The organism is Corynebacterium sp. KPL1995 (assembly GCF_000477935.1).
Classification (GTDB): Bacteria; Actinomycetota; Actinomycetes; order Mycobacteriales; family Mycobacteriaceae; genus Corynebacterium; species Corynebacterium pseudodiphtheriticum.
The window spans coordinates 2,007,150-2,019,581 of sequence record NZ_KI515715.1 but is presented as its reverse complement, the minus strand read 5'-3'; the positions used below and the strand labels follow the sequence as shown (position 1 = coordinate 2,019,581).

10 protein-coding genes are annotated in these 12,432 nt (G+C 54.2%); 5 read left to right on the top strand and 5 right to left on the bottom strand.

All coding sequences use genetic code 11. The annotated features are described in order from the left end of the window. Positions 1 to 5: 5 nt before the first annotated feature. From ilvD to HMPREF1292_RS08945, 3 genes are all read right to left on the bottom strand, one after another. Entirely contained in the window at positions 6 to 1,847 is a 1,842-nt protein-coding gene (gene ilvD / locus HMPREF1292_RS08955) for a dihydroxy-acid dehydratase (RefSeq protein ID WP_021352359.1), read from the bottom strand. A gap of 66 nt (positions 1,848 to 1,913) precedes the next feature. After that, positions 1,914 to 2,555: a PH domain-containing protein gene (locus HMPREF1292_RS08950; RefSeq protein ID WP_232218023.1), complete on the bottom strand. Its 642-nt coding sequence runs from the start codon at positions 2,553 to 2,555 to the stop codon at positions 1,914 to 1,916. A gap of 32 nt (positions 2,556 to 2,587) precedes the next feature. Continuing rightward, on the bottom strand, positions 2,588 to 3,820 hold the full coding sequence (locus tag HMPREF1292_RS08945; protein WP_023019609.1) for a mechanosensitive ion channel family protein: 1,233 nt from the start codon (positions 3,818 to 3,820) through the stop codon (positions 2,588 to 2,590). 315 nt (positions 3,821 to 4,135) lie between these two features. Here HMPREF1292_RS08945 and HMPREF1292_RS08940 point away from each other — a divergent pair, with 315 nt between their 5' ends. From HMPREF1292_RS08940 to serA, 5 genes are all read left to right on the top strand, one after another. Continuing rightward, the gene (locus tag HMPREF1292_RS08940) at positions 4,136 to 6,007 is read left to right on the top strand and encodes an acetolactate synthase large subunit (protein ID WP_021352356.1); all 1,872 of its coding nucleotides are present in this window, start codon (positions 4,136 to 4,138) and stop codon (positions 6,005 to 6,007) included. A 2-nt stretch (positions 6,008 to 6,009) separates the two neighbouring features. Next, a complete protein-coding gene (ilvN, locus tag HMPREF1292_RS08935; protein ID WP_021352355.1) occupies positions 6,010 to 6,525 on the top strand; it encodes an acetolactate synthase small subunit in 516 nt (171 codons plus the stop codon). A 105-nt stretch (positions 6,526 to 6,630) separates the two neighbouring features. Then, on the top strand, positions 6,631 to 7,644 hold the full coding sequence (gene ilvC / locus HMPREF1292_RS08930; RefSeq protein WP_023019608.1) for a ketol-acid reductoisomerase: 1,014 nt from the start codon (positions 6,631 to 6,633) through the stop codon (positions 7,642 to 7,644). Further along, positions 7,631 to 8,581, top strand: coding sequence for a hypothetical protein (locus HMPREF1292_RS08925; protein ID WP_021352353.1), 951 nt, complete (start codon positions 7,631 to 7,633; stop codon positions 8,579 to 8,581). Before ilvC ends, HMPREF1292_RS08925 begins: the two co-directional genes overlap by 14 nt. A gap of 130 nt (positions 8,582 to 8,711) precedes the next feature. Then, the gene (gene serA / locus HMPREF1292_RS08920) at positions 8,712 to 10,292 is read left to right on the top strand and encodes a phosphoglycerate dehydrogenase (protein ID WP_023019607.1); all 1,581 of its coding nucleotides are present in this window, start codon (positions 8,712 to 8,714) and stop codon (positions 10,290 to 10,292) included. 105 nt (positions 10,293 to 10,397) lie between these two features. Here serA and HMPREF1292_RS08915 read toward each other — a convergent pair whose 3' ends face one another. Both HMPREF1292_RS08915 and HMPREF1292_RS08910 read right to left on the bottom strand, forming a co-directional pair. Next, positions 10,398 to 11,651, bottom strand: coding sequence for an 8-amino-7-oxononanoate synthase (locus HMPREF1292_RS08915; protein ID WP_023019606.1), 1,254 nt, complete (start codon positions 11,649 to 11,651; stop codon positions 10,398 to 10,400). Continuing rightward, entirely contained in the window at positions 11,648 to 12,373 is a 726-nt protein-coding gene (locus HMPREF1292_RS08910; protein WP_034645255.1) for a 6-carboxyhexanoate--CoA ligase, read from the bottom strand. Before HMPREF1292_RS08910 ends, HMPREF1292_RS08915 begins: the two co-directional genes overlap by 4 nt. Positions 12,374 to 12,432: the final 59 nt, after the last annotated feature.

Sequence of the window (12,432 nt, the reverse complement as noted above, 5' to 3'; positions counted from 1 at the left end):
CTCTGCTAGTCAACTTGGCGTACGGCCCCTTTATCTGCGCTGGTAGCCATCTTGGCATAAGCACGCAGCGCCTTGGTTACGGTGCGCTTACGTTCGGTGGGCTGCCACGGTTGCGCACGGTTTTCCATTTCTTGGCGACGACGTGCAATTTCTTCGTCGGCAAGTTTTAGGGTTAAGCTCCTGTCCTTGACGGAAATGCGGATGGTATCGCCATTTTCGATTAATCCGATTAAACCACCTGCTGCAGCTTCTGGTGAGATATGCCCAATGGACAGCCCTGAAGTGCCTCCGGAGAACCGGCCATCCGTGATCAGAGCGCACTTTTTGCCCAGCCCAGCGCCCTTTAAGAACGAGGTAGGGTGCAGCATTTCTTGCATCCCTGGACCTCCGGCAGGGCCTTCGTAACGGATTACGACGACCTCACCAGGTTGTACTTCGCGCTTGAGGATTGCGCTGACAGCAGCTTCTTGGGATTCCAGCACGCGTGCCGGACCGCTAAATTCCCAAAGGTTTTCGTCTACACCCGCGGTTTTCAGTACAGCGCCATCTGGCGAGAGATTGCCGCGCAAGACGACGAGCCCGCCGTCGGCAGAATGGGCGTGCATAACATCATGGATGCAACCTGTCTCGGCATCGGTATCCAATGATTCCCAGCGATTTGTGCTGGAGAATGGCTCAGTGGTGCGCACACCGCCTGGTGCTGCATAAAACAGATCCTCGGCGTCCGTGATTGCTTTGCCCCCGCGGATGTCCCAGTCGTTAAGCCAGCCGTCCAGGGTGTCGTACTGCACCGTATGAACATCTTCGTCCAGCAAACCGCCGCGTCGCAGTTCGCCCAAGATCGCGGGGATGCCACCGGCGCGATGCACATCTTCTACGTGGTAGACCCCATTGGGAGCGACTTTCGACAGACACGGCACTTGGTGTGAGATTTCCTCGATATCGCGTAGATCGAAATCGACCTCGCCTTCTTGGGCTGCAGCGAGGGTATGCAAAATCGTGTTGGTGGAACCGCCCATGGCCATATCGAGCGCCATTGCGTTGCGGAACGCCTTTTTCGTAGCGACGCTGCGTGGCAAGACGGATTCGTCTTCATTACCGTAATAGCGCTCGCACATGTCGACGATTAACTGGCCTGCTTTTTGGAACAAACCGTGGCGTGCCTGGTGTGTTGCCAACGTGGTGCCGTTGCCTGGCAAAGATAAACCAAGGGCTTCGGTCAGACAGTTCATCGAGTTGGCTGTAAACATGCCGGAGCATGATCCGCAGGTAGGGCAGGCCGATTCCTCGATTTTGGCAAGTTCGTCGTCAGAAACTTTGTCGTTAGCCGATGCGGAGATGGCGTCGACAAGGTCTGAAGACGTCTGCGCAACGCCGTCGATGACGACGGCTTTTCCGGCTTCCATCGGGCCGCCGGAAACAAAAACAGTGGGAATGTTTAGGCGCATAGCTGCATTAAGCATGCCCGGGGTGATCTTATCGCAGTTGGAAATGCACACCATGGCGTCGACAGTGTGAGCGTTAACCATGTACTCGACAGAATCGGAGATGATTTCCCGAGAAGGCAAGGAATACAGCATGCCCGAGTGACCCATGGCGATTCCGTCGTCCACCGCGATGGTGTTGAATTCTTTCGGTACACCGCCGGCTTCGCGTACTTGCTCGGCAACGATATCTCCGACGTTCTTTAAGTGCACGTGACCGGGCACGAATTGCGTGTAGGAATTCACGATTGCCACGATTGGCTTACCGAACTCATTATCCCGGGTGCCGGTGGCACGCCATAAAGCGCGCGCGCCTGCAGCATTGCGGCCAACGGTTGTTACTTTCGAGCGAAGAGGGTACACAAGGATGCCTTTCTATTGTGCGGTTTAGTCGGCGAAGCAGGGAGAAATAACCTAAATCCGGTTTTCTCAGCTGTCCCCTTGGTAACGTCGGCGTTGCTGCTGCTGTTGCTGACTCGACTTGCTATGTGGTTTCCGGGGGCTGTGGTCTGGCTTGTGTTCGTGGACTTGTTGGTGCTGCTGTTTGCGAGAGGCCGGGTGCGATTCGTAGTGCTGGGCAGCAACGCCATCGTATTTTTCAAATTCGTCCCGTGTCATCATGATGCGCTGACCGTCGCGATGAGTGATCACAACTTTTTCGTCAGCGGCTTCTTTGCCCTCGGTGAGGACGTCTCGGATTCGTCCTTGAGATGCGGTTTCTAATGCGGGAAGTGATTGGAAAGTCACCCCGGGAAGGTTGAATTGTTTGCCGTCCCGTGTGCTGGCAAAAACTCGGGATCGTTGAAACCCAATGCCTTGGAATTCCTCCCAGGCGATGGTGACATCGGATTTGAAGGCATAGGTAATCGTAATGCCTGTTGCGGTGACGGTTGTTTTTGCGCGTAGAGCCCAGTAGATAAAGGCCAATGGGAAAAGCAACAACCAACCAAGCACAAGGGGAGCCCAGGCGATGCCCATGATTGCAATGCCAATGATGAGTACAGCGGCAATAATGTGGGTGCGCTCTGGGCGGAAACTGGTGCCCTGGGCTGGGTTTTCTGCAACACTCATGGCGACCATGCTACGGGATGAAGGAAAAATCTTTAATTCGTGGATACCTTCAGTGTGGTTTCTGTCGCAGGGGGTGCCAGCGGACCGTGTACCAGTTCGCCGTCGATTTCTATGCTGGAGCCGAGAATACGCACAATGAGCAGAGCGATAAACAATAACGATAGGCCCGTTGTTGAAGGGCGAAGGTTGCCATTGAACGACAATAACTTGCCGACGAGCGTGCGCGGGTCCAGCCTGCGGTAATGCTCGGAGTCTTGTGCGGTTAGCTCGGTGATCTCCTGGCTGTTTTCTTCTGGCGTGGTGGTGCCAAGGTATAGATCCACCCATGGGTTGTTAGCATAAGAACCTGAGGTGTTTTCGGTATATTCCGGTTTCTTTCGTAGGGAGACTTCGCCCTGTAGGTCGCCGTTAATAGTTGGGGCTGAACCGTATTCGCTCCAAAACTCTTCCATTACAGACAGGCGGATGCCACGCTCAACCATCCATTGCATACCTGCTTCAGTCATAATCATCGCACGGATATTTACGGTCCAGGGCATGCCAACTACCTGGGGAGGGTTGATGCCGTTGCCGACCGCTGGGTGAATTTCCAAATCGCCTTTGAGGACTTCGGCGATTTCTGGGACTTCGAGTGCGCGCTGCGTTGCTTTTTGGAATCTCTCGACGGCCTCCCAGGGGGTTTTCACTTCGAGCAGCGGGACTGGCATCACGACGACGGCTGAGGACCAGTAGTGCGAATGGTTGATGCAGATGCGGGCAGTGCTGTTTGGGACGATGATGGTCTCTTCATTCAAGGTCCGGATACGGGTGGCGCGCATTGTCACCTGAATGATTGTGCCTTCGACTTCGATTCCGTTGCCTTCAAACTTCACCCAGTCGCCGATGCCATATTGTTTTTCGGACAGAATAAAAAACCCGGCGAGAAAGTCAGCAATAATCGATTGCGCGCCCAGACCTACGGCAGCGGAAGCGGCTGTAGCTGGGATGGTAGCGCCCACGAGAGAGAAGCCTAGTTGCTGCAGGAAAAACACGAACAGTACGAAGTAGGCAATGAGCTGCGCGATATAAATCGCAACACCGGCGACGGCAAGTGATGATTTAGATTCATCAAAATCGGCGATGCGCTGTGACCTGTGTTGTGACCAGCGGTGGGCCAGGCGTCCTGCCCGAGGAACGAGTAGCGCGCCGATGAACAGCAAGGCGAAGTCTACGCCACGTTCGATCGACCAGCGCCAGATCTGTTCCAGCACGAAATCTAGCGTCATGAATCGTATCTTAGACTTCATCGACGGGGTGCTGTGAGCCAGATGGGGGTGAAATCGAGTTTTCTCACATCATTGTGTAATGTAGATCTCGTGATCAACGAAATTCGACTTCAAGTAGTAGTGCCCTAGGGGGCGTGCCCGAACGGGACACACTTGCAGCCGCATTAACGCACGCCTCCGACAGCACCCACCACAGTGCGAATGTCGGGGGCTTTTGTTGTGAGAAGACCGCAATAAAACACCGCAATTTTGCGTCTTCGGCATGATCACCCGAGCGTGAAACATAGAAAACCTTGATGGAATGGAGACCATAACGTGTCGGCCACAAACCAGCCCAGCCCGTCGGTAGCTGCTTCCGGCGCCGGTTCCAAGAGCGCAAGCACGCGCATGATCGGTGCAGAAGCCATCGTGAAAACCTTGGAAGACCTTGGCACAGATATTGCTTTCGGCATTCCTGGCGGTGCGGTGCTCCCGCTATACGATGCGCTGTATAGCTCAGAAAAACTACGTCACGTGCTGGCACGCCACGAACAAGGGGCTGGCCATGCGGCAGAGGGCTATGCGCAAGCATCTGGAAAGGTTGGCGTGATGATCGCAACCTCTGGACCAGGAGCCACCAACCTGGTAACCCCGCTTGCTGACGCTATGTTGGACTCTGTCCCGGTTGTAGCGATTACTGGGCAGGTAGGTTCCAAAATGTTGGGTACTGATGCCTTTCAGGAAGCCGATATTCGTGGCGTCACAATGCCTGTGACCAAGCATAATTTCATGGTTACGCATGTAGAAGAAATCCCAGAAGCGATTGTTTCGGCATTTCACCTGGCGTCGACGGGACGTCCGGGGCCGGTGTTGGTGGATATCCCGAAAGATCTGCAGGTTGCAGAGTTAGACTATATTTTCCCGACGACGGTGGACCTTCCAGGTTATAAGCCAGTAACCAACCCACACCCGCGACAACTGACTGCTGCAGCTGATCTGATAGCCGCGGCGGACAAACCGGTGTTGTATATCGGCGGTGGTGTGATTAAGGCGGAAGCGCACCGTGAGTTGCGGGAGTTTGCAGAATACACGGGTATCCCGGTCGTGACCACGCTGATGGGGCTGGGGTCATTTCCGGAATCGCATGAACTGCACATGGGCATGCCGGGCATGCATGGTTCGGTTCCCGCGGTTGCAGCTTTGCAACGTGCCGATTTGCTTATCACGATCGGTGCGCGTTTCGATGACCGGGTTACGGGTGATACTTCTACCTTTGCGCCGGATGCCAAAGTTATCCACGCTGATGTGGATCCGGCGGAGATCGGTAAGATTCGGGCAGTGGATGTTCCGATCGTGGGGGACGCCCGGGAAGTTTTGCTGGGTCTGTTGCGAGCTTTCCAGAACAATTCTTCCCGCGCGGTTCGCGATCTGACTCCGTGGATGACCTACTTGCATGGCTTGCAGGAACGTTTCCCTCGTGGCTACGACGAGCAGGCTGACGGTGCGTTGTCACCACAGTATGTCATTGAGCAACTTTCGCAGGCAGCTGGTCCGGATGCCGTCTATGTCGCGGGCGTCGGACAGCATCAGATGTGGTCTGCGCAGTTTATTGATTTTGAGAAGCCACGCACGTGGCTAAATTCTGGTGGTTTGGGAACCATGGGCTATTCCGTTCCTGCTGCTATGGGTGCAAAAGCCGGTTGTCCAGAAAAAGAAGTCTGGTCTATCGACGGCGATGGTTGTTTCCAAATGACCAACCAGGAGCTCACCACCTGTTTCATGGAGGGGTTCCCGATTAAGGTGGCTCTGATTAACAACGGTAACTTGGGTATGGTGCGCCAGTGGCAGACGCTGTTTTTCAACGAGCACTATTCCAATACCAAATTGAAGAAAGAAAACAGCGATTACGTGCCGGACTTCGTGCAGCTCTCTGAGGCGATGGGCTGCGTCGCGTTGCGGGTCACTAAAAAGGAAGAAGTCGCGCCTGCTATTGCGAAAGCGCGGGAGATTAACGACCGTCCGGTCGTCATCGATTTCGTCGTTGGGGAGGACGCGCAAGTTTGGCCGATGGTCTCAGCCGGGGCGTCGAACTCGGATATTCAGTACGCGAAAGACTTGCGTCCACTTTTCGACGAAGACAACTCTGCTGGGGAATCCCCAGCACAAATTCATGAGACCGTGCAAGAGCATCCGGAACAGGAGAAATAACCATGGCTGCATATGAGACGACTCGCCACACGTTGTCTGTCCTAGTCCAAGACGTCGACGGTATTATTTCCCGCGTTGCGCAGCTGTTTACCCGCCGCGGTTATTCCCTCATTTCTCTAGTTTCTGGACGCACCGAAAAATCTGGTATCAACCGCTTGACCGTGGTTGTTGATGCAGATGATGTCGTAATTGAACAAGTCACGAAGCAGCTGAACAAGCTGATCGAGGTGCTTAAGGTTGTTCGACTGGAAGAGTCGCAATCAATTGCGCGGCAGATCATGCTGGTTAAGGTATCTGCGGATGCCTCCAACCGCCCACAGGTAGTGGATGCTGCGAATATTTTCCGGGCTCGGATTGTCGACGTCGCTAAGGAATCCGTTGTCATTGAGGCCACTGGAACTTCGGGTAAGCTCCGCGCATTGTTGGATGTGCTTGAGCCATTTGGGGTTCGTGAACTCGTTATGGGTGGTCGGATCGCGCTGGCTCGTGGCCCGAAGATTATGGCCCCCGGAAAATAATCTCACCTAGTGGCAGATCTGTCTCATAGCGTGATACGCATTGTGGTAGATTAAAATCAGGTTAGAAGCTATTTCTAATATAGAATCCGACAGAAAGGATCTTTCATGGCTATTGAAACTTTTTACGAGGACGACGCGGACCTGTCGATCATCCAGGGTCGCAAGGTAGCCATCATTGGCTACGGTTCTCAGGGACACGCACACGCTCAAAACCTGCGTGATTCCGGCGTTGAGGTTGTTATCGGTCTGCGCGAAAATTCCCGGTCCCGCGCTAAGGCGGAGGAAGCTGGCTTCACCGTCAAGAACAATGCGGAAGCTTCCGAATGGGCAGATGTCATCATGGTTCTTGCGCCAGATACTGCTCAGAAAGATCTGTATAACAATGAGATCGCACCAAATTTGAAGGATGGCGACGCTGTCCTGTTCGGCCATGGTCTAAACATCCATTTCAAGCTGATTGAACCCGCTGACAACATCACTATCGGCATGGTTGCACCAAAGGGGCCGGGGCACCTAGTTCGTCGCCAGTTTGCAGACGGCAAAGGCGTTCCTTGTTTGATCGCTATTGAGCAGGATCCGAAGAAGGAAGGCCATGACCTGTGCCTGTCTTATGCTTCTGCAATTGGTGGTGCTCGTGCTGGCGTTATCCCAACCACCTTTGAAGCGGAAACCGTCACTGACCTTTTCGGTGAGCAAGCAGTTCTCTGTGGTGGTACTGAGCAGCTGGTGAAGACAGGTTTCGAAGTTCTGGTCGAGGCCGGCTACGAGCCAGAGATGGCCTACTTCGAGTGCCTGCATGAGCTGAAGTTGATTGTGGACTTGTTGTTCGAGGGTGGTCTGACCAACATGAACTACTCGGTTTCTGACACCGCTGAGTTCGGTGGCTACCTGTCGGGTCCACGTGTGATCAACGATGACACCAAGCAGCGCATGAAAGATATCCTGAGCGACATTCAGGACGGTACTTTCACCAAGCGTCTGATCGACAACGTGGAAAACGGCAACAAGGAGCTCGAGGATCTACGTAAGGAGACCAACGAGCACCAGATTGAGACCACAGGCGCGAAGCTTCGCGATCTGATGAGCTGGGTGAAAAACCCACTTGATGCCACGGCTTAACCATAGATCGGTGGTGGCAGCGGTCATCGCTGCCAGTGGATTGGTGGTCTCTTCGTGTAGTTCGGTGCAGCAAAATTTTGAATCGCGCCCTTTCGAAAAGACCACCTCTGCTATTCCCACCGCTATTAATCAGGCGCGTTCAGAAAATCTGAACCGGTTCGTTGATGATGCCTATCCGAATAGGGTACAAGTCATCGCGGAGGACTTCGGTTTGGAAACTGTGCGGGAATTCTTTAGACAATCACGCACACTGATTGTGGTTGAAAACCGCGATGGGGCTATTGCCCGGGGAGCGTCGATTGGCATAGCACAATACGCTCCGGTGGTGATCTATGACCGGAGCGTGCACGGCGAAATCCGCCAATTAATTGAAGACTTAAGGGTCGAAAGGGTTCTTACCGTCGGTAAAGTGGGGATCGCAGATAGTACAGGCGCGTTCGAAGTGTTCAATGACCCTGGCACCGATCAAGCTTTGGCGGATTTTACAGCGCACGAATTTGAACAAATCGAAGTCAGTGATCCTGCCAATCTCGTACACGCATTATCTCAGCTGACCCCTGGTGGTAAGCAAGAAGTAGTGGCTACATGGGATCCGTTGGAAACCCGGGAGCACGATCCCTTGCCCGCGGTTTATGCACAATCGCGGCGTGATAAAGAAATGGCGCCGGTGATGGTGGCTACTAATGAATCGCCAGCAATTTCGGTAGCTAATGCCACGGCTTTCGGAGCTAAAGTGCGCGTGATGCCAGAGACCGATCTCACCAGTAATTTTGAGTCTTTGGCTATGGTCGCAGGTCTTGCCGACGGGCCATTGATCGCTTTTGGGCGCCAATTTGGAACCTCACGGGAGTTTTCGCACAAAATTCGGGTTGCAGAACTTTCTGCACAGCGAGCAGAAAATACCACCGTCTCGAAGAGCAAAAATACCAAGTCTTAAGCGGTTGCGCTTCACGAATTTTAATCCCGGTGGAGCTCGCGCCGCCGCACCAACCTGGTTGTATAATCCAAACCACATCCCAAGTTCATAGCACCTCTATTCAAGCCAATTTTCGCAGGAGAGTATTTCAGTGACCAAGCCGGTGGTTTTAATCGCAGACAAACTAGCGCAGTCCACGGTCGACGCCCTGGGCGATGCCGTCGAAGTTCGTTGGGTTGATGGCCCAAATCGCCAGGAACTGCTGGCTGCAGTTGGCGATGCGGATGCGCTGCTGGTGCGTTCGGCAACGACCGTCGACAGGGAAGTGCTCGAGGCCGCACCAAAGCTCAGCATCGTTGGGCGCGCAGGTGTCGGGCTGGACAATGTTGATATTGATGCAGCTACTGAACGTGGCGTCATGGTTGCAAACGCCCCAACATCAAATATTCATTCTGCGTGTGAACAAGCCATTGCGCTCCTGATGGCTACAGCGCGACAGATTCCGGCCGCTGATAAGACTCTGCGCGACGGCGAATGGAAGCGTTCGTCGTTCAAAGGCGTGGAAATCTTCAATAAAACTATCGGTATCGTCGGATTCGGCCACATTGGCCAGTTGTTTGCACAACGTCTGGCGGCATTCGAAACCGAAATTATCGCCTATGACCCTTACGCGAACCCGGCGCGTGCCGCGCAATTAGGCGTGGAGTTGGTGGAGCTCGATGAGCTCATGTCGCGTTCGGATTTTGTGACCATTCACTTGCCGAAGACCAAAGAAACTGCTGGTATGTTCAACGCCGATTTGTTGGCAAAGGCGAAGAAGGGCCAGATCATCATCAACGCGGCTCGCGGTGGTTTGGTTGACGAATCGGCATTGGCAGAATCTATTAAATCCGGACACCACCGTGGCGCTGGTTTTGACGTGTATGAATCCGAGCCGTGCACTGATTCTCCATTATTTGCGTTGCCAGAAACCGTGGTTTCCCCACATTTGGGAGCGTCCACCGTGGAGGCACAGGACCGGGCAGGTACCGACGTTGCAGCATCTGTTCTGAAGGCGCTGCGTGGTGAATTCGTTGCCGATGCCGTCAATGTTTCTGGTGGCCGTGTTGATGAAGAAGTTGCCCTTTGGCTGGAATTATCACGGAAGTTGGGGGTTGCGGCCGCTCGTTTCTTGGATGGTGCCCCAGTTTCTCTGGAGGTAACAGGGTGCGGTGAGCTGTCCACGGAGAAACTAGACGTTTTGGGTCTGTCCGCAGTCCGTGGTCTGTTCAGTGGTGTGACGGATGAAGCGATTACTTTCGTTAATGCTCCGCAAGTTGCGCAACAGCGTGGTTTGCAGATTAGCGTGGATAGCCAGAGTGAATCTGCTTACCACCGTTCCTCGCTTCAGGTGAAAGTTGTTGCTTCTAATGGTGCTTCAGCCACGGTGGTTGGTGCGCTGACTGGTACAGAACGCATCGAAAAGATCGTACGGATTGATGGTCGCGGTGTAGACATGCGTGCCGAGGGGCGTAACTTGTTCTTCCAGTACACTGACGTTCCTGGTGCTCTGGGAGTTGTTGGCACTGAACTGGGCAACGCTGGCATCAACATCGAAGCAGCGGCGTTGACCCAGGCTGCTAAGGGTGATGGCGCTATTTTGATTTTGCGTGTGGAAGCAGAAGTTCCAGCTGAGCTTGAGAAGACGATCGCAGACAAGCTGTCTGCAGAATCGTTCCAGCTGGTGTTCTAGAGCTAGTTGGCTGAGTTCTCCTAGGTTTGGCGAGCGGTCTGTCCTTTATTTGGGCAGACCGTTCGTCGTGCTAGGGGCTTGTGTGCATGGTGGCGGGGGCTAGTTTTATCGTCCTGGGCTTATGGCTTTGGCAGGTGTGGGTGGTCGCCATCCAAGGTCTCTGAGGGTTTGTGCAAACTGCGTAATGTCGGCAAGCTCTAAGGTGGCCATAGCAGTTGCTCGCAGAATCGCTTGCCCGCGTGCGACGGTTGGGTAGCGGATAGCCGGAATATGAAAGCCACGGTCTGCTAACTCGGAGGCCAGGCGCACGGCAGCAGATTCAGCGCCGACCGGTAGGGGAATGATCGGAGAATGGGCACTGCCAGAATGGGCACTGTCAAAAAGGACGCTGTCAGAATCGACGCCGTCGAAAACGCGAATTCCGGTGATTTCTCGTAGCGCGGCAGCACGTTGTTGGAGGCGTACCACTGGGTGTTGCTGTGTCAGTGGCTTTTGAATCACCTCTAGTGCAGCGGAGATAGCCGCGCAGTTTGCTGCGCTGCAGGCGGTTGAATACACGTAGCCGCGTGCTTGGTTACGTAATAAATTTGCCACCGGTGTCGAACAAGCCACGAAGCCGCCTTCTGCTCCCAGGGCTTTGCTAGCCGTGACAATCAGGATATCGGGGCGGGTGTTGTGTACTTGAGTGCTACCAATCCCGTGCTTGCCCACAGTCCCGATTCCGTGTGCATCATCAACCAGCAACCAGGCTTCGTGGTGAGTGCAGATTTCGCGCAGCCTGGCTAGGTCGGCGATATCACCGTCCATAGAAAATACCCCATCACTGACTACTAGTTTGTACCTAGCGGTGCATTCTGCCAGCTGTTGTTCTAATGCTGTGTAGTCGCAGTGTGGGTAAATCGATTTCTTCGTACCGGAAGTTGTGGCTAAGCGAATGCCGTCGATGAGACTGGCATGATTGAGCGAATCCGAAAAGATATGCAGATCCGGGTGTGCCAGCGTTTGCAGAACGGAAAGGTTTGCTTGGTACCCGGTGGCAAACAGGACTGCATCTTCGAAGCCGACAAAGTTGGCTAGTTCTCGTTCTATGCGACGATGCCAGGTAGTGGATCCCGTCGTTAAGCGTGATCCGCCGGACCCGGTGCCGAATTCTTCCAGTGCAGACCTTGCTGCGGCGATAACTTCTGGATGGGTAGCAAGGCCTAGGTAATTTGATGATGACAGCAAGATGCGTTCGCTGGGCTGATCTTTTAGCTGCGCCCGCGGGGTTTGTGGTCCGACAAATTCTATGGGGGTGCGCATAAGCCCTTGCTGTTGCCATTTTTCTAGACGCTGGGTGGCGAGCTCGGTGAGGTTCATCCGACGATCACTGCTTGGTTTTCTAAATAGGCAGAGATTTCGGCGAGTGCTTCTTGGTCCGCTCGGCTCACGACAATCACTCGTGTTCCTTGGTCGGTACCAGCCAGCTTCATATTCGCGATGCGATGGTAACGACCTCGTATGCAGACGTATCCGGTGGTGTAGTCCGGGTCATCGGAGATGCAGACTTCTGCAAGTACGTGTGGGCACGAGGCTACTTTTGCGGCGAGCACACGAGCTTCGCGCACGTAGTTTTTGCTGTCTGGTTCGGTTGCGGCAGCAAGACTTAGTGAGCTGCGGTGGTCCATGGTGCTCGCGCGCACCCCGCGTTGCTTATCTGGTTCGATTCGTTGGCCGGTTGCGCTATCTATCACCATCGCTCCACGCAGCCCCGTGACTGTTTGTAGGTAGTTCCAGATGACTTCGCTGTGCGGGGTTACTTCCGCTAGCAAATCGGTCACCAGTGCGCGAGCCTGGTGTGGGGAAGCGCACGGTAATTCAGAAACGGCGAGTTCTGGCAGGTAGATAATGTCGTCTTTGGCAAGTGCAGTGGTGGTGACCACGATAGAATCCGGGCGTCCTTTGGGGTGCCCAAGTGCGCGAGCATGCAGGTGTTCGCTGATCTGGCTCACAAAACCGGCGGGTACTATGCGCTCGGCCCCGGATATATGGGCCCCGGCGCGGCTGGCTCGCATTTTGATGGAATACATGGTCTCCGGCATGAGAATATTTTAAACCATCACAGGTTCGCTGACTCTGTCGGTGCACAAGCGAATAGGTG